Here is a 26547-nt window from a genome sequence, read left to right as displayed (position 1 = left end):
CTTCCGACGACCAACCTGAGAATGTCGTCGGAAATATCCCCGTTTCTGCGAAATCCAGACCTGTTTCCGTAGGACATTACCCACGAATACCGCGCGCTCAACTGCCGAAGTGATAACTCACATCCAGCCACCACTGCCGCCCGTACGGGTCATAGTTACCGGTCGGGTAATACGGCCAGCCAGCCGAGTCATCGTGTTTGATCTGGTTGAGCACGTTGTTCACGGTCAGCCCGACGCTGGCGCGGTCATTGAGTTTGTATCGCGCACTGGCGTTGAACACCGTCCACGGCGACAGGCGCCCGTCACCCGCGCCGTTGGTCACCGACCCATAGCGAATGCCCATCAGCGTCGCCGTGGCCTTCTGGTAATCCCAGGTCAGGCTGGCGTTGACCTTGCTGCGCCAGTCGTAATTGGTCCGCGATGTGCGCCAGTCCTGGGTCGGCGCCTCGTCGGACTCCTTGTAGAAATGCGAAAGCACCAGGGTATAGCCCAGCGCCGAACTGAACGCGCCGTACTGGCCGGCGCCCCAGCGGATGTTGCTCTTGAAGTCCAGCCCACTGACCCGCTCGCTGGCGGCGTTGATCGCATTGACCCGCACTCGTTGCAACTGATTCGGATCGATGGCGGCATTCCCCGGATTGCGGTCGATGCGCGCCAGGGTCGACTGGCAGTTGGCCGAGTTGATGTCCTGGGTGCCGTTGCGGCATTCGTTCTCTTGCTGCAACAGGCGATTTTCGTCGACGGTGGTCAGCAGGTCGTCGATCTCGACTCGCCAGAAATCGGTGGAGAAATCGAAATTGCGCGACGGCGACCAGACAAACCCATAGGTCCAGGATTTGCCGCGCTCGGACTCAAGATCCGGGGTGCCGCTCTGGGTGTAGTCGACCCGCCCACGATCACACGCGCCCTGCACGCCCTGGCTGCAACCGTAGTAGTCGATCTGTGCCGGGTAGTAACCGTTGCTGTCGGACTGGTAGATGTAGTTCAGGTCCGGCGCGCGGAAACTGGTGCCGTAACTGCCGCGCAGCAAAAGACTGGTGATCGGGCGCCATTCGAGGCCGAGGTTATAGGTTTTCTGCTGCTCGCTGCGGCCGCTGAATTTGTATTGGTCCCAACGCCCGGCGGCGGTGGCCAGCACGGTGTCGGTGACCGGAATACTGAACTCGCCGCCCGCCGCGTAGCGCTTGCGCGAACCGCCGGAGCTTTGCGCCGGGCTCACGCCATAAAAGGTGCCGTTATTCAGAGCGTCATCCGGGTCGACGCGATATTCCTGCTTGCCGGCTTCCAGCACGCCGGCGAATCCGACCGGGCCGGCCGGCAGGTCAAACAAGTCGCCATTGATCGAGGCGTTGTAGCTGGTGGAAACCGACTTGCTGCGCTGGGTCAGGTTGCTGCGAAACTGCTCCCACTCTTGTGGCGTCAGCGGGCGATCGAGGCGCGAGGCGTCCGGGGCGAACACCGGATAACCGCCACTCACGCCCAATTGCGGGCCGAGGTAGAAATCCTGAATCGATGAAAGCGGCGTGTAGCGCGTGGTTCTGACGCTGCGGTACTCCGATCGGTTGGCCGCCAGATCATAGCTCCAGCCGGTGTCGGCGATCTTGTCCGAGAGGCCGAGGGTGCCGGTCCACGAAGTGTCGGTCCACTTGCTGTTGTTGCTGGTACGGCCACCAATTTCCTCTTCACCGTAACGCCGATACCAGCGCTCGAGATTGCCGCTGTTCTGGTTGATGAAATCCGGTGAAGTGAAGGTCGGGCCACGGGTGTTGTTCTGGATGTGATCAAGGCCATACATCAAGTCGGCAAACACCTGACCGCTGTCGCTGAAATGCCAGGTGCCACGGGTGTAGCCGTCGTAGTTTTCCTTTTGCGTCTGAATGGTCCAGTAATCGTTGTACATCTGATCGGTGCGGCAACGGCCAGCGTTGTTCAACAGCTTGTTGTCGAAGGTGCCTTGATAGGCGCCGCAACCGGGGCCGAGGTAGCGGTTGTTGCTCAGGTCGCGACGGTAACCGACATCCGCCAGCGGGCCGCTCTGCATGAAGCCGCGATCGTCGGCCCAGATCGGATCGCGGTTGGTCAGCTCCAGGCCGAACAGGCCGTCGAAGTCGCCCCAACTGCCACCACCGCTGATTTGCAGGCGTTTATTGTCGCCACCGCCACGCTCGCTGGTGCCGCCCTTGAGATTGACGTCGACGCCATTGATCTGCTTCTTGAGGATGATATTGACCACCCCGGCAATCGCGTCCGAACCGTAGATCGCCGAGGCGCCGCTGCTGAGGATTTCGATGCGTTCGATGACCGCCGAGGGAATGTTCGCCAGGTTAGTGAAGTTGACCTTGCCGTCATAGGGCGTCGGGTAATCGGCGACGCGCCGGCCGTTGATCAGCACCAGCGTGTGGTTGGGGCCGAGGCCACGCAGGTTGATCGCACTGGCTGCCGGTTGCCAGGTGTTGCCGTAGTCCTCGCCCTGGGTCATGCCGGTGTTTTGCGTCTGCGTCGCCAGGGCGTCATAGACGTTCTTGTAGCCGCGCGCTTCCATTTCTTCATGGGTGATGACGTTGACCGGGGTCGCGCCATCACTCTGCGCACGGGCGATTCGCGAGCCGGTAACGGTGACTTTTTCCATGCGGTAATCGGCGCTGGTGGCTGGGGCCACAGCGCTGACTTTGGCCGCCACCGGCGTACTCGCCTCACCTTCGCGCACGCTCAGGCCCTGGGCACTTTGCTCGACGTGCAAGCCGCTGCCGAGCAAGGCCTTCTCGACGGCCTGACGCCCGCCCAACGCACCGCGCACCGCACGGCTGCGCTTGCCTTGCACCAGATTCTGACTGAAGGAAATCGGCACGCCGGTCTGGCGTGAGATATCCAGCAAGACCTCATCCAGCGGGCCGCTGGCGATGTCGAAGGTGTAGACCTGGGCCGCAGAATCCTGCGCATACACCGCGATCGGCCCTAGCCCCATCGCCAGTGCGGCGGCGAGGGTCAGGCGCGGAAATTGTTGTTTGAATGAAATCATCAAGGGCTTCCCTGTTGAAGGCGTCTGCAGGGAATGAGCAGCGGGCCGGCGCTTTTTATAGGGCGGCGATTAGGCCAAGAAGTTATGACGCTATAACCGCGCGCCGATGCTGACCCAATAGGGGTTGTGCCAGGTGACGCGGATCGGCAGCGAGCGCTCCAGCAGTTGCAGGGTGCGGTCGCTATCGTCCAGCGGATAGAGGCCGCTCAGGCGCAGATCGGCCACTTCGGGACTCAGGTGCAGAATGCCCCGGCGATAGCGGCGCAGGCTGTCGATCACTTCACTCAGCGGCCGGTCGCGCACTTCCAGACGACCTTGCACCCATGCGCTTTCCTGACCGTTGCTGCGTTCGAGGGCGAGAATGTCCTGGGCGTTGAACAGCAGACTTTCCCCCGCCTCCACCACTTGCCGCGCACCGCCGGCGGTGACCACTTCGACCTGCGAGTGCAGCATCACCAGCCGCGTAGAATCGTCGCCCTGTTGCACCAGAAATTTCGTCCCTAGCGCCCGCATCCGCCCATGTTCGGTCTCGACCACGAACGGCCGCGCGGGATCCTTGGCGACATCCACCAACAACTCGCCCGTACGCAATTCCAACAAGCGCTGAACCGCATCGAATTGCGTCACTACGCGCGTCCGCGCATTCAGGCTCAGCGCACTGCCATCCTCCAGGGTGAAATCGCGCCGCTCGCCGGTGCCGGTCGCCAACTCCCCCACTTCCGGCAGCCAGCCATAGCGGCGCCCGAGCAGACCGGCCAGCACAGCGATGCCGAGCACGCTCAAGCTGCCACTGACAAAGCGCCGCCGGCTCGACGGCGCATTCAGGCTGTGCAGCAGACTGTTGCGCGACAGCCCGCGCAAGGTCGGGCTGCGCAGCAAGTTAAGGCCGCCGCCCATTTGTTCAATGATCCGCTGATGGCGCGGATCAGCCGCGCGCCACACTTCGAACGCCGCACGCTCGCCAGCGCTGGCCTCGCCGGACTGCAACAGCGCCATCCACTGCGCCGCTTCATCGATCACCGCCTCATCCGGCCTCATGCCTGCATCGCCTGATAGCAGCGTTTGAACGCCTCGACCATGTATTGCTGCACCCGACTGGTGGAAACCCCGAGCCGCTCGCCGATTTCGCTGTAGGTCAAACCGTCGAGCTGATGGTAGAGAAACGCGGCTTTGGCCTTGGCCGACAAGCCATTGAGCAAGCGATCGACCGCCAGCAGCGCTTCGATCACCAGCGCGCGCTCTTCCGGTGATGGATGCACCGGTTCCGGCGCCAGCGCCAGGCTTTCCAGATAGGCACGTTCGAGATCCTGGCGGCGCCAGCCTTCATAGACCAGGCGCCGGGCGATGGTGGTCAGCAGCGCCCGCGGCTCGCGAATGGCGCTCGGGTCCGGCAGGGCCAGCACCCGTAAAAAAGTTTCCGAGGCGATGTCCTGTGCGCTGTGCGGGCAACCCAGCGTGCGGCCAACGGCAGCGCACAGCCAGCGATAGTCCTTTTGGAACATTTGCCCAATCATCCGGTAATGCGGGTTTTGAACATCCCCCATGCCTTGCTCCCTGAAACGGGTCCCACCCGCTGCGAAAAACCATCGTTCTGCCGGGATCGTCCGGCTCTTGATCAGGCGCGACTGTGCAATAGCGTTGCGGACATTTGAAGTAATTAAAAATCAGGATAAGCAAACCTTTGAGAATAAGGCGCTCCGTCGCCGCAGAAATATTGACTGACACAACGTTGACCCTGATCAGTTGCCAGCGCGCAGCCACTCTCTAATCTGCGCGCTTCATCGAACGCCAAGGACGGCTCACCGGGAGCCCGCGGCTATCCCTTCAAGGAAGAAAACCATGCGATCACTGAAGATTATTCTGCTGTCATCGGCCTTCAACGGCCTGACTCAACGCGCCTGGCTGGAACTGCGTCAGGCCGGGCACTCGCCCAGCGTCGTGGTGTTCACCGACGAGGCATCGGTGTGCGAACAGATCGAACACAGCGGCGCCGATCTGGTGATCTGCCCGTTCCTCAAGGACCGCGTACCGCAGGCGCTGTGGAGCAATGCGCGGCGCCCGGTGGTGATCATCCACCCGGGCATCGTCGGTGATCGTGGCGCCAGCGCGCTGGACTGGGCGATCACCAATGAACTCACACAGTGGGGCGTGACTGCGCTGCAAGCGGTGGAAGAAATGGACGCCGGCCCGGTCTGGGCCACCTGCGAATTCAATCTGCCGTCGGGCTTGCGCAAGTCCGAGCTGTATAACGGGCGGGTCAGCGATGCGGCGATTCGCTGCATTCGCGAAGTGGTCGACAAATTCATCGACGGCGTGCAACCCGTCGCGTTGGACTACACCGATCCCAAAGTCCGTGGTCGCCTGCAGCCAAACATGAAACAGGCCGATCGCACCTTCAGCTGGCACGACTGCTCGCGGTTCATCAAACGCTGCATCGACGCCGCTGACGGCCAGCCCGGGGTCTTGGCAAGCCTGGCCGGCGGGCAGTATTACGTGTACGACGCGCACCTCGATCAGCGCACCGGCATTCCCGGCAAGATTCTCGCGGTACATGACGACGCGGTGTTGGTCGCGACCGGCGATCACAGCTTGTGGATCGGCTCGTTGCGGCGCAAGCCGCTACCCGGCGAGGAGACCTTCAAGCAACCGGCGCGGCATGTGCTGGCCGGGCAACTGAACGGCGTGCCGACCCTCGACTGGTCGATCGCCAGCGAGCCGTTCAACGACGAGGCCTATCAGCCGATCCGCTACCGCGAATCCGGGCATGTCGGGGAGCTGACGTTCGAGTTCTACAACGGTGCGATGAGCACCGAACAGTGCCAGCGCATGGTTGAAGCGCTGCGCTGGGCCAAGTCCCGTGACACCCGCGTGCTGTTGATCAAGGGCGGGCGCGGCAGCTTCTCCAACGGCGTGCACCTGAACGTGATCCAAGCGGCGCAGGATCCGGGCGCCGAAGCGTGGGCGAATATTCAGGCGATCGACGATGTTTGCGCCGAGCTGCTCAGCGCGCGGCAACTGGTGGTCAGCGGCGTGACCGGCAATGCCGGGGCTGGCGGCGTGATGCTCGCACTGGCTGCTGACATCGTGTTTGCCCGGGCCGACATCGTGCTCAATCCGCATTACAAAAGCATGGGCCTGTATGGCTCGGAATACTGGACCTACAGCCTGCCGCGCGCCGTCGGCCCGGCGATGGCCGAGCAACTGACCCAGGCCTGCCTCCCGGTCAGTGCCACGCAGGCGCTGCAACTGGGCATGGTCCAGGAAATCGGCCCGCGCTGCCCGGATGAGTTTTCCTTGTGGTTGCTGCAACGGGCCAACGCGGCGCTGACCGACCCGACCTACGCTGCCGTGCGCGAGCGCAAGTTGCGCGTGGATCAGGTGCTGATCCAGCAATGTCGGGAAAGCGAACTGCAAGAGATGCAGGAAGACATGCTCTACAACCGCAACCAGTTTGCCGAGAAGTGCAGCCACTTCGTCTACAAGCGCAAGGCCTGCGGCACGCCGGCGCGATTGGTGGAAGACTGGGCGCGGGTGCGTTCGACCGAGTTGGCCAGTTGATTTTGCGGTGACTGCCTTCCCCTCACCCTGGCCCTCTCCCAAGGGAGAGGGAACTGACCAGAGTGTCTGGCGCCCAGCATCGACCTGGAATATCTCGGCCGATTATGGATTCAACGCTGATCGCTCAAGTCGGTGTATTTCTTCAATATCCCCCAATCAGCCCCCTCTCCCAAGGGAGAGGGAACTGACCAAAGTGTCTGGCGCCCCGCATCGACCTGAAATATCTCGGTCGATTATGGATTCAACGCTGATCGTTCAAGTCGGTGTATTTCTTCAATATCCCCCAATCAGCCCCCTCTCCCAAGGGAGAGGAAACTGACCAAAGTGTCTGGCGCCCCGCATCGACCTGGAATATCTCGGCCGATTATGGATTCAACGCTGATCGCTCAAGTCGGTGTACTTCTTCGATATCCCCCAATCAGCCCCCTCTCCCAAGGGAGAGGGAACTGACCAGAGTGTCTGGCGCCCCGCATCGACCTGAAATATCTCGGCCGATTATGGATTCAACGCTGATCGTTCAAGTCGGTGTATTTCTTCAATATTCCCCAATCAGCCCCCTCTCCCAAGGGAGAGGAAACTGACCAAAGTGTCTGGCGCCCCGCATCGACCTGGAATATCTCGGTCGATTATGGATTCAACGCTGATCGCTCAAGTCGGTGTATTTCTTCAATATCCCCCAATCAGCGCCCTCTCCCAAGGGAGAGGGAACTGACCAAAGTGTCTGGCGCCCAGTATCGACCTGGAATATCTCGGCCGATTATGGATTCAACGCTGATCGCTCAAGTCGGTGTATTTCTTCAATATTCCCCAATCAGTCCCCTCTCCCTCCGGGAGAGGGTTAGGGTGAGGGGCTTTTGCCTTTACAATGCCCGCACCTCAGACACCGGCCCGCCCATGGACATCGACCTCGCCCGCACCTTTCTGGAAATCGTTCGCCACGGCAGTCTCGCGGCGGCGGCGCAGAAGCTGTTCGTCACGCAGACAGCGATCACCGCCCGGGTGCAGAAACTCGAAAGTCAGCTGGGCAGTACGCTGTTCGTGCGCAACCGCGCCGGGGCGAAACTGACTGCCAACGGCGAGGCCTTCGTGGTCTACGCCAATCAACTGGTGCAGACCTGGGAAGCCGCGCGGCGCGACCTGCCGTTGCTGGACGGCTATCACAACGTGCTGCACATCGGCGGCGAAGTCAGCCTGTGCAACCCGTTGATGCTCAGCTGGGCCGCCGAACTGCGCGATAAGATTCCCGGCCACGCCCTGCGCATGGAAATCCGCGACGGTGAAAACCTGTTGCGCCAACTCGAACTCGGCGTGCTCGATGCCGCGCTGGTCTATCAGCCGGAATACTGGCCGGGCCTGCAGGTTGAGCAGGTGCTGGAAGAAAAACTGATTCTGGTGCGTGCGCCGAACCGCCCGGATCCCTACGTCTACATCGACTGGGGGCCGGATTTTCGTCGCCAGCACGACGCCGCACTGCCGGAGAAGGCCAAAGCCGCGCTGAGTTTCAACCTCGGCCCGTTGGCCCTGCAATACATCCTCGAACATGGCGGCAGTGGCTACTTCCGTACCCGTGTGGTGCGCAGCTATCTGGAAACCGGCGCACTGGAAGCGGTCACCAAAGCCCCGGAATTCGGTTACCCGACCTATCTGGTGTACGCCCGCGAGCGCGACTCGGCGACGCTGCAACAGGCGTTCGATCTGCTGCGCCAGGTGATCGCCACCGATGACGACTGGTCGCAACGCTGGAACCCGCTGAGCTGAGTCGGCCGCTTTACACCGGAGCATGGCGCAACTGACCTCAAGGTGCGGCCTGCACAAACGGCCGGATCGGCTAATCTGCCGGGTATAACAACAATACCCACAGGTGAACGCAGTGAGGCAGACCACCGAGGCATTCCGCAGCCGCTACCGTGCGGCCATTCATCCGCTGTACAACCCGTGGTTGCACGGCGCCTTCGTGCTGCTGTTCGGCGTACTCGCGATCGGCGCTTTCTGGAGCAGCGCGCATCAGGTGCAGCCGCTGGAATGGCTGAGCGTGCCGTTGACCCTGCTGCTGTTCAACTTTGGCGTGTACATGGTCCATCGCCATCTCGGCCACCACAAAAAGACCTTCGCCAAGCTGTTCTATGCGCGGCATGCCGGCGACCATCACAGCTTTTTCACCCCCGGCCACATGACGTATGACGGCGCCCGCGACTGGCGGGTGATTCTGTTTCCAGCCTGGCTTATCGTCGTGCATACACTGGTTTTCACCCTGCCGCTGTGGTGGCTGCTCGCGCAGTTCAACGCCAATGTCGCCGGGCTGTTCGGCGGCTGCATGGTCCTGGGTTATCTGACCTACGAGGTGTTTCACGCTTGCGAGCATCTACCGCCGAATAATCCGCTGACCCGCCTGCCGTGGATCCGCCAGATGCGTCATCTGCACGAATTGCATCACCGCCGCGAGCGCATGCAGGAGCGCAATTTCAATATCGTTTTTCCGCTGATGGATTACCTGTTCGGCACCCTGTACTGGGAGCCGCAACCCGCCCCGTTGCGCTATTCGAGATCGCCCATGACCCGCATGCAGCACCAGATCGATATCGCCGGCGAACCGATCGCCGTGCTCCGCTACGCCGCCAGCGTCAACCACTGGCCCGAGTGGCACCCGTCGTCGCTGAAAATCGACGGACCGCAAGGCCCGCTGCATGCCGGCGCGCGTTTCGAAGAAGACATTCATGCCGGCGGGCGCGCCGGCCATTTGCGCTGGGAGGTCACCGAGTATCTGCCCGGTCGCCGCTGGTGCGCTCAGGCGCGGGGCGATCATGGCTTGTCGCTGTTGCTGACCTACGAGTGCGCGGCGCAAGGCGACGGCACGCGGTTCGTGCGCACTCTGGATTACCGGTTCGATGGCCTTGGCATGCGCCTGGCCAATCTGCTGCTGCTCAAGCGCCGCATCGAACGTGAATCGGCGACCTCGATGCAGGCCCTGCGCGACATGGCGCTCAGGCACCTGACGCTGACCGGGCACCTTTCATGAAGCGCCTGCTGTTACTGCTGGTGATCCTCGTCATCGCGTTTCTGCTGCTGATGCCGACCAAGGTACAGCCGGTGGCGTGGAAGCCGCCGGCGGCGCCGTCACTGAACGAAGGGGTCTACGCGGAAAACCAGCGACTCAAAGCCGCCAAACAGGTTGGCCCGAGCGACATCGACGGCCCCGAAGCACTGCTGCTGGAGGGCGATTACCTGATCACTGGCCTGCATGACGGGCGACTGATCCGCACCAGCCTCGATGGCAAGGAGCGCAAGGTGCTGAGCGACACTGGCGGCCGGCCGCTGGGCCTGGCGCGGCATCCCAACGGTTTGCTGGTGATTGCCGACGGGGTCAAAGGTCTGCTGTCGCTCGACGCCCAGGGTCAGTTGATTCCTCTGACCACCGAGGCCAATGGCCTGCCTTTCGGTTTTACCGACGACGTGGCGATCGACAAGTCCGGGCACTACGCCTATTTCAGCGATGCCAGCAGCCGTTGGGGTTACGGCCATGACGGTGAGGCGATCATTGAACATCGCGGTGACGGGCGCCTGCTGCGCTATGACTTTCAGACCGGCAAGACCAGCGTGCTGCTGGACAAACTGCAGTTTGCCAACGGCGTGACCCTCGGCCCGGATGACGCTTATGTGCTGGTCAACGAAACCGGCGCCTACCGCATCAGTCGTTACTGGCTGACGGGACCCAAGGCCGGTACCCATGACCTGTTCATCGACAACCTGCCCGGCCTGCCGGACAACCTCGCGTTCAATGGCAGCAACCGCTTCTGGGTCGCGCTGTACGCACCGCGCAGTGCCTTGCTCGATCGGACCGCCGGGCATCCGCGGGTGCGCAAGATGATCGTGCGCGCGCTGACGGTGCTGCCAAAACCGGTGGAGAAACGCGGGTTCGTCCTGGGGCTGGATCTTGAGGGCAAGGTGATCGCCAATCTGCAGGACGCCAGCAGCGGCAATTACTCGCCGATCACCACAGCGCGCGAGTATGGGGACTGGTTGTATCTGGGGTCGCTGAAGGCTACGCACATGGCGCGGCTGCCGTTGGCGGATGCATTGAAATGATGCATGGCAAATGTGGGAGCTGTAATTCCAATGTGGGAGCGAGCTTGCTCGCGAAAGCGGAGTGTCAGGCAACGATAATGTTGGATGGGCTGGCCTCTTCGCGAGCAAGCCCGCTCCCACAGGGGAACCGCATTCCAATGTGGGAGCAAGCTTGCTCGCGAAGGCGGAGTGTCAGGCAACGATGATGTTGAATGGGCTGGCCTCTTCCCGAGCAAGCTCGCTCCCACAGGTTCAAGCGGCTGGCACAACCTTTGTGGACACCTAAAAATCCTGTGGGAGCGGGCTTGCTCGCGAAGTCGGACTGTCAGTTACCGGATCTGTCGAACTTGTCCGGATCTTCGTCTTCAGGAAGATCTTCGTCCGGCTCTTCGGGAAAAGTGGTGGTGTGTGCCGGGCTGTTGGGCTCAGGGTGAGTGGGAACCGGGTCGAAACCGCCCTGCTCTTCACTGGGGAATCTGGGTGTGTTCATGTGGCACCTCGCAAAGAGTCGCTGAGTGAAGACTCTGTACATTCGAGGTGCCGGTCAGGGGCTGCGTTCAGTCATTTCACCATTTTGAATCGGTGAAGCGACTGACGGTCAGGATCGAGCCTGCAACTGCGCGACGATCTTGTCTTTGACCTGCAAGCGTTTCTCTTTGAGTTTCTTCAGGGTGTCATCGCTGGGTGCATCCGAGGTCGCCGTCTCGGCCTTGACTACTTCGGCGTCCGCCTGGGAATACTTGTTGATCAGTGCATCCAGAAATGGATCCTCGGTGCGTTTTTGCTGGACCTCTTCCTTCGTTAGCTTCAAGTCCTGATACAGGTCATGAGTCACCGGCATGGAACACCTCCGTCAGTTGATCGGCAACCAACGCGACCGATTGCGCTGGCAGTTATCAGAATGGCCTTGGTCGGGCCGTTCTGTCGACCACCTGTCAGACCAGCGGTTGCCGTTCGTCGCCCTGTCGGAAACGCGATCAAACCTTTTTCCGCTGTGCTCCCTCCATTGCATAACGTCAACAAAAACCTGTGTGGAGATACATCAATGGACGGATTCAACCTGCGTCATCTCGTTCTGGCTGTCGCTCTGAGCAGCGGCATGGGCAGTGCCTTCGCCGCCACTTCCAACGACTTCGTCGACAACGCCGCTGCCGGTGGCATCGCGGAGATCGAGACCAGTCGCCTCGCCCTGGAAAAAAGTCAGTCGGCCGACATCAAGGCGTTCGCCAACATGATGATCACCGACCACAGCAAGGCCAACGACGAACTGGCCAGCATTGCCAAGGCCAATGACATTGAGGTCCCGGACACCACCACCCTGGTCAAACAGGCCAAGGAAAAGATCCTCGACATGCGCGATGAATCCTTCGACGCAGCCTACGCCAACAACCAGGTCAAGGCCCACGAAGAAACCATCGAACTGTTCAAGAAAGAAGCCAACACCGTCACCGACGACAAAGTCAAAGGCGCCCCCGAACTAAAGGCCTTCGCACAGAAAATGTTGCCGGCGCTGGAAAAACACCTGACCGCGGCCAAAGAGCTGCAAGCCAAGCACCCGAGCAAGTAACCCGGGCGCTGTACAGCAAAAGGCCGCATTGATTAATGCGGCCTTTTGTCGTTTCAGCGCGATCAACCGCCGTCAGTATCGATGTCGGCATCGGTTTCTTCACCGGGCTTCGGACGATCGGGCTCAGGTTCGAAACCGGGGCTGAACTCGTTGTCGTTGTCGGTGTGTTTGTTCTTTTGATCCACCGCCGGATCGGCGCTCTGCGCCTGCTCGGTGCCACCCGTGGGTTGCGTTGGCGGACTCTGTCCCGGCACTTGCGGGTCGATGGCCGGGTCGTTGCGATTGATCGGCTCTGTACCGTGGTTCTGTTGTTGCTTGGTTTGCTCGTTCATGGCTACCTCGTTTTTCACTACCGGCGCGACTCAAACCCGTCGGCCTCGTATATTCGAAGCCGCTACGGTGCCAACGTTCAAAACATCGCTGGTTTGAAGGGCGCCGACTAGAGTTACCGGGGCATTCCTTGCGCCGGATCAAAAATATCCTTGCGCACCTGAACAACTATTTTGAACGGCAAAGGTCACTGACTTCGCACCGGTCACTTTTTACAGAACCGGCCCCAATACGCTACGGAGCAACAGGCACATGGCAGCACTGCAGAACAGCACATTCGATGCGATGAAAAACAAACAACCCCAACTGCTGAGCGAATGGATCAACGGCCTGGAAGCCAGCGGCGCCACCCGCAATCTCAAGGACCATGACCTGCAACAACAGACCAGCGAATTCCTGCAACTGGTGATCAATGGCTTGCAGGATGACAACGGCACCAACATCAATGCGCCGGGTTGGGAAGCCACCCGCCAGTTCCTCGAAAAGCTCTCCCACAGCCGTGCCCAGCTCGGTCAGGATTCGCAGCAGACTGCCAGTTTCATCTTCGCCCTGAAGGGCCCGCTGTTTGCCCTGCTGCAAGCGCACTATAAAGAACAGCCAGCGCTGCTCGCCGAACAACTCTGGGAAATTTCCGAACTGTTCGACGCCTTCGGCATGCACACCATCCGTACCTTCCAGAAGTCCCGTGAAGCGGTGATCAAACGCCAACAGGAAGAACTGCTGGAGCTCTCCACGCCGGTGGTCAAACTGTGGGACGGCGTCCTGGCGCTGCCGATGATCGGCACCCTCGATTCGCAACGCACCCAAGTGGTGATGGAGTCCTTGCTACAACGCATCGTCGACACCGGTTCGGAAATCGCCATCATCGACATTACCGGCGTACCGACCGTCGACACTCTGGTTGCGCAGCACCTGCTGAAAACCGTGACCGCGATTCGTCTGATGGGTGCCGATTGCATCATCAGCGGCGTGCGTCCGCAAATCGCCCAGACCATCGTCCACCTGGGCCTCGACCTGCAAGGCGTGGTGACCAAGGCCAATCTTGCCGACGCACTGAAGCTTGCCCTCACCCGCCTGGGCATCAGCCTCGGCAAAGCGGTCTGAGCCGATGGAACGTATCCCGATTCTTCAAATGGGCAAGTTCCTGCTGGTGACCATTCAGGTCGACATGCACGACCAACTCGCCCTCACGTTGCAGGACGACTTGTCCGAGCGCATCAGCAACACTTCGGCTCGCGGTGTGCTGATCGACATCTCGGCGCTGGACATGGTCGACTCGTTCATTGGCCGGATGATCAGCACCATCTCCGGGCTGTCGAAAATCATGGACGCCGAAACCATGCTGGTCGGCATGCAGCCGGCCGTGGCGATCACCCTGGTCGAACTCGGCCTGACCCTGCCCGGCGTCAGCACCGCACTGAACGTCGAGCGCGGGATGAAACTGCTGCAGGAACGAGTAGACCGGCAATGACCGTACGCAGCAGCGGTACTCAACCGATCAACATCGAGCAGGACGTGGTACTCGCCCGGCAGACGGCGCGCAAACTGGCCACCGAATGCGGAATGCGCCTTATCGACCTGACAAAAATGGTCACGGCGGTCAGCGAGCTGGCTCGCAACACCATGGTTTACGGTGGTGGCGGCGACATGGACTGGCAGATTCTCGATGAAGATCACAAGGTCGGTCTGCGCCTGACGTTCCGTGACGAAGGCCCCGGTATTGCCGATATCAAACTGGCGATGACCGACGGCTGGACCTCCGGCAGCGGCATGGGCCTGGGCCTGACCGGCGCGAAGCGGCTGGTGGACGAGTTCGAACTGGACACCGAGCCTGGCAAGGGCACCCGAATAACGATCACCCGATGGACATGAATATCGCGGGGTCACTGACCCAGGTGCTGCTGATCGAAGACAGCAGCCAGATCGGCCATGCCCGGCGCACCGCGCAGCGGCTCGCCGAGCAACACGGCTTTGATGCAACGGATGCCGGACGTGTGGCGCTGGTCGCCACTGAACTGGCGAGCAACATACTCAAGCATGCCAGTCGCGGCGAGTTTCACCTGCGTCTGTTGCCGCGTCCCGGTGGATTCGGCATCGAAATGCTCGCGATCGATCGCGCCCAGGGCTTTGACCTGGACGCCTGCCTGACCGACGGTTTTTCCACCGGCGGCACACAGGGCATCGGTCTGGGTGCCGTGGCGCGGCAGACCGAGGTCTTCGACGTGCACGCCGATGCCCGTGGCGCGGTGCTGCTGGCGCGTCTATATCCGCGCGGCGACCGCCAACCGGACTTGCGCTACGGCGTCAGCCAGCATTCGCTGCACAACGATCCGGCGTGTGGCGACACCTGGCACCTGGCGTACAACGGCGCGAATGTCAGTGCGCTGATCATCGACGGCCTCGGCCACGGTGAGGATGCCGAACGCGCGGCCAAGGCCGGCGAGCGGGTGTTCGCCGAGACTCCGTTCGCCAGTCCGGTGCTGCTGATGGAGGATATGCACCGAGACATGATCGGCAGCCGTGGCGGCGCCGCAGCGTTCGCCCAGTACAATGCCGCCCGCGACGGCCTGACGTTTACTGGCGTGGGCAACATCGGCGCCAGCCTGATTACCGCCGACAAGTCGCGGGGCCTGGCCTCGCACCCGGGCATCGTCGGCGGCCAATACCGGAAAGCCCAGCCCTTTGACTATGCTCACGTGAACGGACATCTATTGATCATGTACAGCGACGGCTTGCAGTCCCGTTGGAATCTTCAAGACTACCCCGGTCTGGTGCACCGCCATCCCGCCGTGATAGCCAGCGTCCTGCACCGCGACTTCTGTCGCGGGCGCGACGATGTAACCGTGCTGGTCGTTGCCCTGGAGGCCGCCCATGGCTGAGTCGCCAAGCCTGAATGCCGCCGAACAGGCTGCGCTGATCGCCCGATTGCAGAGCGAGACCGCGGCCCTGCGCGAGGAACTCGACGAGACCAACCAGGGCGTGCTGGCGCTCTACGCCGAACTCGACACCCAGGCGGAAGAACTGAGGCAGGCCTCGGACCTGAAAAGCCGCTTTCTGTCGTACATGAGCCATGAGTTCCGCACCCCGCTCGGCTCGATCCTCAGCATCAACAGCCTGCTGGCCGATGAGCTCGACGGCCCGCTCAGCCCCGAGCAGCACAAGCAGGTGGCGTTCGTCAGCAGCGCCGCGCGTGAACTCAGCGACATGGTCGATGACTTGCTCGATCTGGCGAAGATCGAAGCCGGGCGGATCACTATTTCCCCGGCATGGTTCGACATGTTCGACCTGTTCTCCGCCCTGCGCGGGATGTTCCGGCCGATCGTCGATGCCTCGGCGGTGGACCTGATCTTCGAAGAGCCGGTCGGCCTGCCACGCCTGTACACCGACGACAAAAAACTCGGGCAGATTCTGCGCAATTTCATTTCCAACTCTCTGAAATTCACCACCCGCGGTGAAGTGCGGGTTTCGGCGCGCCTGGAAGGCTCGGACAAAGTACGTTTTGCCGTCAGCGACACCGGTATCGGTATCGCGCCGGAGCTGCACGGTGCATTGTTCGAGGACTTCTCGCAGGTCGACTCGCCGCTGCAGAAACGTCTGCGCGGGACCGGCCTCGGCTTGTCCCTGTGCAAGCGCTTCGCTGCCCTGCTCGGCGGCGAGGTCGGGATGGACAGCACGCCGGGGGTCGGCTCGACCTTTTTCGTGATCATTCCGCTGGCGCTCGCCTTGGAGAACGTCGATGAAACGTGACATCCGTCTATTGATCGTCGACGACAACGCCGCCACCCGCTACGCCTTGCGCCGGCGCCTGGAGCGCCATGACTACGAGGTGCTGGAGGCCGGCACCGGCAGCGAGGGCCTGGCGCTGATCGCGAGCGAGCCACTCGATGCGCTGATCCTCGACGTCAACCTGCCGGACATGAGCGGCTTCGACATCGTGCGCATCTTGCGTGCTGATGCACGCACCGCGCTGCTGCCGGTGATCCACGTGTCTGCGGCGTCGATCCAGACCGGCGACATCATCACCGGCCTGAACGCCGGGGCCGACGCCTACCTGATTCACCCGGTAGACCCGGACGTGCTATTGGCGACCCTGCGCACTCTGCTGCGGGTACGTGATACCGAAAACGCGCTGCGCGAGAGCGAGGCCCGGTTTCGCGAGATTTTCGTCAACGTCTCGGCGCCGATTGCCGTGCTCGATGCCAACCTGAAAGTGCATGAGTGCAACCACGCCTTCACGCAGATGATTCAGGACAACCGCAACCCGGAAACTCTCAGCGAGTGCTTTGACCAAGACCAGGGCGCGATCCTCAACGAGTTGCGCCTGCGGCTGGTCGATGGCGAGCGCTGGAAAGGCACGTTGAACATGCGCGTACAGGGCGAGGTCCGCGAAACCGAGTGGCAGATTTCCCCGTACCGCACACCGCAACTGAGCCTGGTATTCGTCGAAGATGTCACCGAGCATCGCCACCGCGAGCGCTCGCACCTGGCACAGCTGGACGACACCACCACACAACTGGCCAAGGAAGTCGCCGAGCGGGTGCGCGCCGAATCGCAGTTGCTGCAAGTGCAGAAAATGGACGCACTGGGCAAGCTCACCGGGGGCATCGCCCACGACTTCAACAATCTGCTGACCGGGATCATCACCAGCCTCGAACTGATCCAGAAACGCATCGCCGATGCCAGGCCCGACAAAGTGCAGCTCTATGCTGAAGCAGCGCTGAATTCAGCGATGAGTGCAGCGTCCCTCACTCATCGTCTGCTGGCCTTCGCCCGCCAACAGCCACTGGATACCCGGCCGGTGGACATCAACGAGCAGGTGCGCTCGCTGGAAGAATTGCTGGTGCGCACCATCGGCGAACGCATCACCCTCAAGCTTGAACTGACCAACAAACCGGCGATTGCCCTGGTCGACCCGGTACAGCTGGAAAGCGCGGTGCTGAATCTGGTCATCAACGCCCGGGATGCGCTGCCCCGAGGCGGCAATATCTGGGTCAACACCTATGCCGCGTATTCCCACGGCGACCCGAACATGGCCGATGGTGCGTATGTCGCGCTGTCGGTGCGCGATGACGGCACCGGTATCGAGCACAGTGTGATCGACAAGGTGTTCGACCCGTTCTTCACCACCAAACCGCTGGGCCAGGGTACTGGTCTGGGGTTGTCGACCATCTACGGTTTCGCCCGCCAGTCCGGTGGCGATGCGCACATCCGCAGCGTGGCACGGCGTGGCACCGAAGTGACCATCATGCTGCCGGCGACGAACGACCCGACCGGCGCCGACATCCCGGCGCCGAAGGTGGATCCGCAGGGTGCCGGCGAGCATGTCCTGATTGTCGAGGACATGCCGGCAGTGCGCATGTTCGTCACCGAAGTGCTGGAAGACGCAGGTTACCGCTGCACGCAGGCGGCGGATATCGAAACCGCGCTGGAGCGCTTGCAGAATGATCCGACGATCGACCTGCTGCTGAGCGACGTCGGCCTGCCGCGCATGAGCGGCCGGGAACTGGCGGACGTGGCGCGGGGCTGGCGTGAAAGCCTGCCGATTCTGTTCATGACCGGTTATGCCGAGACCGCGATCAATCGCCAGGTGTTCCTCGGCAGCGGCATGGAAATGCTGGTCAAGCCGTTCCAGATCAGCGAACTGCTGGACAAGGTCCGCCGCACGCTTGATGGCGCCTGACCCGTCGCTTTCGCGAGCAAGCCCGCTCCCACACTGGATTGGTGGTGATCACAAGCCTTTTGCACACCGCAAAACCTGTGGGAGCCGGGCTTGCCCGCGAAGGCGTCGGTATAGCCAGCATCTCGTTGCCTGACACACCGCTTTCGCGAGCAAGCTCGCTCCCACACTGGAGCTGTGTTGATCACCAGCCTTGTGCACACCGCAAAACCTGTGGGAGCCGGGCTTGCCCGCGAAAGCGTCGGTATAGCCAGCATCTCGTTGCCTGACACACCGCTTTCGCGAGCAAGCCCGCTCCCACTTTGGGGCGTGTTGATCACTAGCCTTGTGCACACCGCAAAACCTGTGGGAGCCGGGCTTGCCCGCGAAGGCGTCGGTATAGCCAGCATCTCTATTGCCTGACACACCGCTTTCGCGAGCAAGCTCGCTCCCACACTGGAGCTGTGGTGATCACTAGCCTTGTGCACACCGCAAAACCTGTGGGAGCCGGGCTTGCCCGCGAAGGCGTCGGTATAGCCAGCATCTCGTTGCCTGACACACCGCTTTCGCGAGCAAGCTCGCTCCCACACTGGAGCTGTGTTGATCACCAGCCTTGTGCACACCGCAAAACCTGTGGGAGCCGGGCTTGCCCGCGAAGGCGTCGGTATAGCCAGCATCTCTATTGCCTGACACACCGCTTTCGCGAGCAAGCCCGCTCCCACTTTGGGGCTGTGTTGACCGCTAGCCTTGTGCACACCGCAAAACCTGTGGGAGCCGGGCTTGCCCGCGAAGGCGTCGGAACATTCAGCATCTGATTGCCTAATACACCGTTTTCGCGAGCAAGCCCGCTCCCACACTGGATTGGTGGTGATCACTAGCCTTGTGCACACCGCAAAACCTGTGGGAGCCGGGCTTGCCCGCGAAGGCGTCGGTATAGCCAGCATCTCTATTGCCTGACACACCGCTTTCGCGAGCAAGCCCGCTCCCACACTGGGGCGTGTTGATCACCAGCCTTGTGCACACCGTAAAACCTGTGGGAGCCGGGCTTGCCCGCGAAGGCGTCGGTATAGCCAGCATCTCTATTGCCTGACACACCGCTTTCGCGAGCAAGCCCGCTCCCACATTGGGGCTGTGGTGATCACCAGCCTTGTGCACACCGCAAACCTGTGGGAGTTAGCTTGCTGGCGATGGGGCCAGTGGGATCGCCGCGGTTATTGGTTCAAGGCCCGCGCCAGAAACGGTGCGGTTCGGCTCTTCTTGCTCGCGGCAACTTTCTGCGGCGTGCCGGCGGCGACGATTTTGCCGCCCTGATCACCAGCCCCCGGGCCGATGTCGATCACCCAGTCACTCTGTGCGACTACGCGCATTTCATGCTCGACGACGATCACTGTGTGCCCTGCCGTGACCAGGTTGTCCAGCTGCTCCAGCAGCCGATCGACATCCCGCGGATGCAGCCCGGTGGTCGGTTCATCCAGCACATACAGGGTCGCGCCGCGCTGATTGCGCTGCAGCTCAGTGGCCAGTTTGATCCGTTGTGCTTCACCACCGGACAACTCGGTGGCCGGTTGGCCGAGCCGCAGATAACCGAGGCCGATGTCACGCAGCACCTCCAGTGAACGACGAATCCCCGGCTGCTCGCTGAACACTTCTACCGCCTCTTCCACGGTCAGTTGCAGCACCTGCGCAATGCTCAAGCCTTGCCACTGAATCGCCAGGGTCTGCGGGTTGTAGCGCGCGCCATGACAGGTCGGGCACGGCGCATACACGCTCGGCATGAACAGCAACTCGACGCTGACAAAACCTTCCCCCTCGCAGGTCGGGCAACGACCCTTGGCGACGTTGAAGGAAAACTGCCCGGCGTCATACCCCGCCGCCCGTGCCTCGGGCGTGGCGGCGAACAGTTTGCGCACATTGTCAAACAGCCCGGTGTAGGTCGCCAGATTCGAACGTGGCGTGCGGCCGATGGGTTTCTGATCGACCTGCACCAGGCGCTTGATCGACTCCAACCCCGCCGTCACCTGACCAGTGCTGGCCTGCGGCGCATCGTCTTCGAGGCTGAGCTCTTCCGGCTCGTCCTCAACCAGCGGCCGCCCGAGTTGCGCGCCGACCAGTTCGAGCAACGCCTGACTGACCAGACTCGACTTGCCCGAACCGGAAACCCCGGTGACCGAGGTGAAGCAGCCCAAGGGAAATTCAGCGCTGAGGTTGTGCAGGTTATTGCGGCTGATGCCATCGAGTTTCAGCCAACCGCTCGGCTTGCGCGCGGTGCGGGTCTGCCGCTGGCTCTCGGCAAACAGATAGGCGCGGGTCTGCGATTCGTCGATCTCGGCCAGCCCGGCCGGAGGACCGCTGTACAACACCCGCCCACCCTTCTCGCCCGCCGCCGGACCGACGTCGATCAGCCAGTCGGCGCGGCGCATGGTTTCCAGATCGTGCTCGACCACAAACAGCGTATTGCCATCGGCCTTCAAGCGCTGCAAGGCTTCGAACAACGCCTCGCCATCGGCCGGATGCAGACCGGCGGACGGCTCGTCGAGCACGTAGATCACGCCGAACAGTTGCGAGCCCAATTGCGTCGCCAGGCGCAGGCGTTGCAGCTCGCCGGACGACAACGTCGGCGTGCTGCGCTCCAGCGCCAGATAACCGAGGCCCAGATCGGTCAGGGTGCTGACCCGCTCCAGCAAGTCCTCGGCAATCCGCTGCGCCGCCAGACGTTTTTCCAGCGACAGGTTCGGCGTGTGGCGCACGTCCGGCGCACTGGCGTGGCCGCTGGCACCGTGGGCCACGCGCTGCTGGCGCGCCTCGCGGGTTTGCGCATGGCTGAGGGTTTCGCCGCTTTCTTCGGCCTGCTGCAGATAGGTCGCCGCAGCCACGGGTTTCAATACTTCGGCCACTTGCAGCAACGGCATCTGCGACAGCTCACCGATGTCGTAACCGGCAAAGGTCACCGACAACGCTTCACGCTTGAGGCGCTTGCCGTCGCATAACGGACACGGGCTGCCAAGCATGAACTGCGAAACGCGCTTCTTCATCAGCGCACTTTGCGAGTGGGTAAAGGTGTGCAGGATGTAACGGCGGGCGCCGGTGAAGGTGCCCTGATAACTCGGTTCCATCTTGCGCTTGAGGGCGACCCGGGTTTCCTCCGGGGTCAGCCCGGCGTACACCGGCACGGTCGGGGTTTCTTCGGTGAACAGAATCCAGTCACGCTGCTTTTTCGGCAGTTTCTTCCAGGGGATATCGACGTCGATGCCCATGGTCACGAGGATGTCGCGCAGGTTCTGCCCCTGCCACGCCAGCGGCCAGGAGGCCACGGCGCGTTGGCGGATGGTCAGGTTCGGATCGGGCACCATCAGCGCCTCGGTCACCTCGTAGACCCGGCCCAGACCGTGGCACTCCGGGCACGCGCCTTGCGGGGTGTTCGGCGAGAAATCCTCGGCGTAGAGCATCGGTTGCCCCGGCGGGTAACTGCCGGCGCGGGAATAGAGCATGCGGATCAGGCTCGACAAGGTGGTCACGCTGCCCACCGACGACCGCGTGCTTGGCGTACCGCGCTGCTGTTGCAGGGCCACGGCGGGTGGCAGGCCTTCGATGGAATCGACATCCGGCACCCCGACCTGATCGATCAGCCGCCGCGCATACGGCGCCACAGATTCGAAATAACGCCGCTGGGCTTCGGCGTACAACGTTGAAAACGCCAGCGACGACTTGCCCGAACCCGAAACCCCGGTGAACACCACCAGCGCGTCGCGAGGGATATCGACGTCGACATTCTTCAGATTGTGTTCGCGGGCGCCACGCACCCGAACCATGCCGGCGGGTGCCTTGGAATTACGCTTGGAAGTCATGGGCGGTCCCTGCAGAAAAATTGGGGGCGAAGTTGGACCCTGTGGTGAGGGGATTTATCCCCGATCGGCGGCGCAGCCGGCGCAGTCACTGCAAATTCCATATAGCTGGAAAAATGCTGGGGAGTGCTGCGCACTCCATCGGGGATGAATCCCCTCGCCACAGGGAATCGGGAATTCGCCAGTTAGGCACTGAGCACCGAGCGAATCATCTGCAACAACGCCTCCGGGCCATACGGTTTGCCGAGCAAGTGCGTGTCCGGGCTCAACTGGTGGTTGCGTGAAATGATGTCGCGGGTGTGGCCGGAGGTGAACAGCACCGCCACCGGTGGTGTCTGCACCTTGGCCCACGCCGCCAGATCAGAGCTTTTGATCAGCCCCGGCATCACCACATCGGTGAAAATCAGATCCACTTGCGCGCCGTCCAGCAGCAACTGCATTGCCACGTCGCCATTGCTCGCAGTCAGTACGCGGTAGCCTTCCTCGCGCAGCAATTCCACTGCCGAGGCGCGCACCGCGTCGTTGTCTTCAACCACCAGAATGGTTTCGTGGCCTCCGCCCTGTTGCAGGTCGACGCTCGGCGTCTCATCGAGGACCGGACGCAGGCTGCGCGGAAAGTACAGTTGCACCCGCGTGCCTTCGCCCACGGTGCTGTCGATCTCGACGTGGCCGCCACTCTGTTTGACGAAGCCGAACACCATACTCAGACCAAGCCCGGTGCCCTGGCCGTCGGCCTTGGTGGTGAAGAATGGCTCGAACACCTGCTCGAGCATTTGCGGCGCAATGCCGACGCCGGTATCGCTGACCACCACCCGCACGAAATCGCCGGCGACGATGCCTTTGCCCGCGCAAAAAGTGCTGTCCAGCCGAGTATTAATGGCACTGAGAACAATCGTGCCCTCGCCTTTCATCGCATCGCGGGCGTTGATCGCCAGATTGAGAATGGCGTTTTCCAGTTGATTGCGGTCGACGTTGATGTGCCACGGGTCCTGCGGCAATTGCACGTCGATCTGAATGGTTTCGCCCAACGCACGCTGCAGCAATTCTCCGACGCCGTCGAAGATCTGCCGCGGATCGCACACCGCCGGTGACAACGGTTGGCGCCGGGCAAAGGCGAGCAGTTGCGACGACAGCTTGGCGCCGCGCTCGACCGCTGCCAGCGAGGCGCTGACCCGGCGTTGCACGTTGGCATTGTCCGGCTCATGCCGCGCCAGCAAATGCAGGTTGCCGGCAATTACCTGCAGCAGGTTGTTGAAATCGTGGGCCACGCCGCCGGTCAGTCCGCCGATGGCTTCAAGCTTCTGCGACTGACGCAATTGCTCTTCCGCCGCCAGCCGGGCATCCACTTCGTTGGCCACCCGCTGCTCCAGGTTGCGCGTGAATTTGAGCAGGGATTCTTCGGCAATCTTGCGTTCATGGATGTCGATCAACACCCCGGGAAAACGGAGCGGCGCGCCTTGCTCGTCAAACTCGCATGCGCCACTGGCAAGCACCCACATATAGCTGCCGTCGGCCCGCAACACGCGGTACTCGGCGTTGTACGGCTCGCCGGTCTGCAGCGAATGACTGACCCGATCATGCACCCACGCCAGGTCGTCCGGGTGGATCCGCGACTCATTGACGGATTGCGGCAGGTTGCTCAGATCCTGCTCCGGCGGATAGCAAAAGGTTCGGGCGAAACGCTCGTCGGCCGACAGCACATTGTTCTTCACGTCCCAGACGAACGAGCCGAGCAAGGCCCCGGCATTCAGCGCCAGACGCACCCGTTCGTTGTCGGCCCGATAAGCGTCTTCTGCCGCCTGACGCAGGCGCTCGGAGCGCACCAACTCGGTGGTCTCGACCACCATCGCCATCACTCCTGAAGGCACGCCGTCATCGTTGGCCACCGGGCTGTAATACAGATCCATCCAGACATCTTCGGGCACGCCATCGCGCAACAGCACCAGCTCCTTGTTGCGGTAGGACAAGGTGCCGCCCGCCAGACAGGTGTCGACCACATGCCGGTTGAACTCGGCGACTTCCGGCCAGCCCAGCTCCACCGGCACCCCCAACAGATAGGGGTGGCGGCCACCGGCAAACTGCGAGTAAGCGTCGTTGTAGATCATGTAGCCGGCGTGGCCCCAGAGCATGACCATCGGCAAGGGCGAGGCCAGCATCAATTGCACGGTGCTGCACAAGCTGGCAGGCCACGTGTCGAGCGGGCCGAGTTCGGTGAGGCGCCAGTCGAACGCGCAAATGCGTTCGGCCATCTCGCCTTTCCAGCCGTCACAACCGTGGCTATCGGATAAAAACTGCATCGATTGACTCGGTGTCCTGTGGTGTTTGCCCGATACATCGCGACGGCAGAACGCCGCGACGCCCGTCTGTTTCGAGCCTCATCGGCCGTAATGGTTTCATTAGAGGTATAGCCGATTTCAGACCAGGCCCGGATCAGACCCCGATCAGGTGCTTGAGCGGATGGTAGCCAGTTTTCATCTTCGCCGCGACGTCGAGAATCGCCTTCTCGATGCCGTTCAAATGCGTGCAGGTCAGTTCGATGGCGGCGCTCTGGTCGCCCGCCTCGATGTATTCGATCAGGCGCAGATGTTCGTTGTCACGGCAGGCTTCATGGCTGTCGTCATCCAGTGCAGCGACATACAGCGAGGCGCGGGAAATCAGCTTCTGGAACCAGTCGAGCAGCACCGGGTTGTTGAGGCTGCGCGCCAGTTTGAGGTGGAATTCGCCGAGCAGGTAAATCAGTTGCTCGTGATCACCTGCCGCGTGGGCTGCGTCCTCCAGTAGCAGGTGCTCGCGCAAGACCTGCATGGCGGCGGTGTCCTTGCGCCGACAGAGTTCGGTGACCATGCCGATTTCGATCAGCCGCCGGGTTTCGAACAGCGAGCGGATCTCTTCGTTGCTCGGCAGCGACACCGATGCACCTTTATTCGGCTCGGTGGTGACCAGCCCCTCGGCTTCCAGTTGCTTGAGCGCGGCGCGTACCGACGTGCGGCTGACATTGAACAGTTCGGCCAGGGACGCTTCGCCCAGCTTCATCCCCGGACGCAGCGAACGCTTGCTGATCGCCTGGTAAACCCCTTGGTAGACGCGGTCGACCGTGGTTTCCAGTTTCTTCTCGGTCATTCGAACACTCCTTTAGCCTCGGGCAAACACGGTGTTGCAGCGTTATTCGCCGTTTGCGCAGATAAGTGTGGCGCAGGATATCGCCTTCGGCCTCCTGATGCAGGGTCTGGATACGATTAGGGCGGGATGACTTCGATTTGCCGACCCGCTCATTGCAAACGTGGACGGAAGCAGCGGGCGGTGGCGAGCGGTTTTGGCGGACGCCAAATAAATCGGCTGCGAAACGCCTTTCCCTTGTGTGAGCGGGCTTGCTCGCGAAAGCGGTGTGTCAGCCACTTATTTGCCAACTGACACACCGTCTTCGCGAGCAAGCCCGCTCCCACAGAGGATTTCAGGCGTGCCGGTAATTTTTAGTCCGTACCGTATTTCGGCGAACGCGGGCCGTACAACAGGCCTGCGCGCTGACCGGCCGACAACAGGCGATTGCTCGCCACGCCGGCAATCGGATACCCGGCATCGGTCGAACTGTTGATCACCTGCTTCACCGCGGCAGTGATCAGCATGCCGACCAGGCCGCCACCACTGTTATTGCCGCCCTCTTCGCTCGACGCCCGTGCCGAACCGGTCCACAGCGTGGTGCCGGATTTCAGATCGACCAGCTTGGCGGTGGCGGTTACCGCGGTTTCGCTGCTGATCACCATGTAGCGCGTACCGTACTCGGTCACAGTGATGTACAGCGCAGCGTCGGCACCGAAGATTTCCTTGAGCTTGTTGGCCGGTGCCTGATGAATGTCATCCGGGGTGGTCAGGCCGTTCTGGCGGAAGGTTTCGTCCACCAGGGTGATCGGCAGCACGTAGTAACCGGCCTCGGCCAATGGGAACGTCACCTGCGACAGCAAGCTGTAGGAAGCCTTGACGTCCGGCGAGGTGTTCAGCGGCGGCAGCACCAGAATGGTCTTCGGCCGTGCCTGTTTGTACGCCGAGTAATCCACGGTTTTCGGCGCGACGCAGCCACCGAGCACGGTCAGGGCCAAACCGGCGGCCAGCAGTTTCAGGGTGCGCGAGATCATTTGGCGTCTCCGGTCTTGGCGTTTTTAAGCAGAAAATCCATGTATGGGCCGGACTCGGGGAACAGCGCTTTCTCGGTGCGGAACTGCTGCACCATCTGATCGTCCTTGCCCATGCTCAGGTACAGCAGGCCCAGGTGCGCGTGGTAGCCCGGCGGCACCGCCTTGCCGGTGGAGCGGATCTTTTGCAGGTCGCGCTCCAGCACTTCGGCCTGGGCTTCTTTCGGCTCTTCGCCTTTGAAGTATTCGTAGACCTGCGGTTGGTAGTCTTCCCACTGGTACAGGGTTTTCGGGCTGCTGCAACCGGCCAGCAAGGCGCTGGCGGCCAGCGTCAGGGCCAGCAGCGACCGCGACAAAGTCAGATTCATGGGTGTTGCTCCTTGCAA

Annotated in this window: 22 protein-coding genes; 11 read left to right on the top strand and 11 right to left on the bottom strand. The window is 61.9% G+C overall.

The window, feature by feature from the left end; translation table 11 throughout:
* Positions 1-97: 97 nt before the first annotated feature.
* The 3 genes from KCG87_RS06925 to KCG87_RS06915 all read right to left on the bottom strand — a co-directional run bounded on the left by KCG87_RS06925 (position 98) and on the right by KCG87_RS06915 (position 4563).
* Positions 98-3019, bottom strand: coding sequence for a TonB-dependent receptor (locus tag KCG87_RS06925; RefSeq protein ID WP_210557327.1), 2922 nt, complete (start codon positions 3017-3019; stop codon positions 98-100).
* A 90-nt stretch (positions 3020-3109) separates the two neighbouring features.
* Positions 3110-4057 carry a FecR family protein gene (locus KCG87_RS06920; RefSeq protein WP_210557329.1) on the bottom strand — a complete coding sequence of 316 codons (948 nt, stop codon included), beginning with the start codon at positions 4055-4057 and terminating at the stop codon, positions 3110-3112.
* Positions 4054-4563 (bottom strand): sigma-70 family RNA polymerase sigma factor, encoded by a 510-nt coding sequence (locus KCG87_RS06915; protein ID WP_135295930.1) that lies wholly within the window; start codon positions 4561-4563, stop codon positions 4054-4056. The genes KCG87_RS06920 and KCG87_RS06915 overlap by 4 nt, the downstream gene beginning before the upstream one ends.
* A gap of 295 nt (positions 4564-4858) precedes the next feature.
* Between KCG87_RS06915 and KCG87_RS06910 the strand changes: the two genes are divergently transcribed.
* From KCG87_RS06910 to KCG87_RS06895, 4 genes are all read left to right on the top strand, one after another.
* Complete coding sequence (locus KCG87_RS06910) at positions 4859-6577, top strand: hydrogenase maturation protein (protein ID WP_210557330.1); 1719 nt, start codon at positions 4859-4861, stop codon at positions 6575-6577.
* Between the two features lie 894 nt (positions 6578-7471).
* Positions 7472-8335 carry a LysR family transcriptional regulator gene (locus KCG87_RS06905; RefSeq protein ID WP_210557347.1) on the top strand — a complete coding sequence of 288 codons (864 nt, stop codon included), beginning with the start codon at positions 7472-7474 and terminating at the stop codon, positions 8333-8335.
* 112 nt (positions 8336-8447) lie between these two features.
* The gene (locus KCG87_RS06900; protein ID WP_210557349.1) at positions 8448-9593 is read left to right on the top strand and encodes an SRPBCC family protein; all 1146 of its coding nucleotides are present in this window, start codon (positions 8448-8450) and stop codon (positions 9591-9593) included.
* Entirely contained in the window at positions 9590-10660 is a 1071-nt protein-coding gene (locus KCG87_RS06895; protein WP_210557352.1) for an SMP-30/gluconolactonase/LRE family protein, read from the top strand. The genes KCG87_RS06900 and KCG87_RS06895 overlap by 4 nt, the downstream gene beginning before the upstream one ends.
* Before the next feature lie 304 nt (positions 10661-10964).
* Here the strand turns inward: KCG87_RS06895 and KCG87_RS06890 are convergent, their stop codons facing one another.
* Both KCG87_RS06890 and KCG87_RS06885 read right to left on the bottom strand, forming a co-directional pair.
* Complete coding sequence (locus KCG87_RS06890; RefSeq protein ID WP_166495921.1) at positions 10965-11129, bottom strand: hypothetical protein; 165 nt, start codon at positions 11127-11129, stop codon at positions 10965-10967.
* A gap of 108 nt (positions 11130-11237) precedes the next feature.
* Complete coding sequence (locus tag KCG87_RS06885; RefSeq protein WP_027613686.1) at positions 11238-11480, bottom strand: DUF465 domain-containing protein; 243 nt, start codon at positions 11478-11480, stop codon at positions 11238-11240.
* 204 nt (positions 11481-11684) lie between these two features.
* Between KCG87_RS06885 and KCG87_RS06880 the strand changes: the two genes are divergently transcribed.
* Positions 11685-12206: a DUF4142 domain-containing protein gene (locus tag KCG87_RS06880; protein ID WP_097087254.1), complete on the top strand. Its 522-nt coding sequence runs from the start codon at positions 11685-11687 to the stop codon at positions 12204-12206.
* 62 nt (positions 12207-12268) lie between these two features.
* On the opposite strand, the gene KCG87_RS06875 is transcribed toward KCG87_RS06880, so the two are convergent.
* A complete protein-coding gene (locus tag KCG87_RS06875; protein WP_098964212.1) occupies positions 12269-12538 on the bottom strand; it encodes a hypothetical protein in 270 nt (89 codons plus the stop codon).
* Between the two features lie 250 nt (positions 12539-12788).
* On the opposite strand from KCG87_RS06875, the gene KCG87_RS06870 reads away from it, so the two are divergent.
* Genes KCG87_RS06870 through KCG87_RS06845 form a run of 6 tightly spaced genes read left to right on the top strand, consistent with a single transcriptional unit; the run spans position 12789 to position 18216 of the window.
* Complete coding sequence (locus KCG87_RS06870; protein ID WP_095136271.1) at positions 12789-13640, top strand: STAS domain-containing protein; 852 nt, start codon at positions 12789-12791, stop codon at positions 13638-13640.
* Between the two features lie 4 nt (positions 13641-13644).
* The gene (locus KCG87_RS06865; protein WP_095136273.1) at positions 13645-14007 is read left to right on the top strand and encodes an STAS domain-containing protein; all 363 of its coding nucleotides are present in this window, start codon (positions 13645-13647) and stop codon (positions 14005-14007) included.
* Positions 14004-14408, top strand: a complete 405-nt coding sequence (locus KCG87_RS06860; RefSeq protein ID WP_210557353.1) for an anti-sigma regulatory factor — start codon at positions 14004-14006, stop codon at positions 14406-14408. Before KCG87_RS06865 ends, KCG87_RS06860 begins: the two co-directional genes overlap by 4 nt.
* Complete coding sequence (locus tag KCG87_RS06855; RefSeq protein WP_210557437.1) at positions 14405-15415, top strand: ATP-binding protein; 1011 nt, start codon at positions 14405-14407, stop codon at positions 15413-15415. Before KCG87_RS06860 ends, KCG87_RS06855 begins: the two co-directional genes overlap by 4 nt.
* A complete protein-coding gene (locus KCG87_RS06850; protein WP_134786543.1) occupies positions 15408-16283 on the top strand; it encodes an ATP-binding protein in 876 nt (291 codons plus the stop codon). The genes KCG87_RS06855 and KCG87_RS06850 overlap by 8 nt, the downstream gene beginning before the upstream one ends.
* On the top strand, positions 16273-18216 hold the full coding sequence (locus tag KCG87_RS06845) for a response regulator (protein WP_135295934.1): 1944 nt from the start codon (positions 16273-16275) through the stop codon (positions 18214-18216). Before KCG87_RS06850 ends, KCG87_RS06845 begins: the two co-directional genes overlap by 11 nt.
* Before the next feature lie 1187 nt (positions 18217-19403).
* Here the strand turns inward: KCG87_RS06845 and KCG87_RS06840 are convergent.
* The 5 genes from KCG87_RS06840 to KCG87_RS06820 form a co-directional block, all read right to left on the bottom strand.
* Positions 19404-22037, bottom strand: coding sequence for an excinuclease ABC subunit UvrA (locus tag KCG87_RS06840; protein WP_210557355.1), 2634 nt, complete (start codon positions 22035-22037; stop codon positions 19404-19406).
* Positions 22038-22219: 182 nt separating this feature from the next.
* Positions 22220-24331, bottom strand: a complete 2112-nt coding sequence (locus KCG87_RS06835; RefSeq protein WP_210557357.1) for a hybrid sensor histidine kinase/response regulator — start codon at positions 24329-24331, stop codon at positions 22220-22222.
* Between the two features lie 133 nt (positions 24332-24464).
* On the bottom strand, positions 24465-25154 hold the full coding sequence (locus KCG87_RS06830) for a GntR family transcriptional regulator (RefSeq protein WP_027613675.1): 690 nt from the start codon (positions 25152-25154) through the stop codon (positions 24465-24467).
* A 350-nt stretch (positions 25155-25504) separates the two neighbouring features.
* Positions 25505-26164: a DUF799 domain-containing protein gene (locus tag KCG87_RS06825; protein ID WP_134786548.1), complete on the bottom strand. Its 660-nt coding sequence runs from the start codon at positions 26162-26164 to the stop codon at positions 25505-25507.
* Positions 26161-26529 (bottom strand): DUF4810 domain-containing protein, encoded by a 369-nt coding sequence (locus KCG87_RS06820; RefSeq protein ID WP_003225593.1) that lies wholly within the window; start codon positions 26527-26529, stop codon positions 26161-26163. Before KCG87_RS06820 ends, KCG87_RS06825 begins: the two co-directional genes overlap by 4 nt.
* Positions 26530-26547 lie beyond the last annotated feature (18 nt).

The sequence above is a fragment of the Pseudomonas sp. MWU347 genome, from assembly GCF_017947305.1.
Taxonomy (GTDB): Bacteria; Pseudomonadota; Gammaproteobacteria; order Pseudomonadales; family Pseudomonadaceae; genus Aquipseudomonas; species Aquipseudomonas putida_A.
This window is presented reverse-complemented; position numbering and strand designations above follow the sequence as displayed.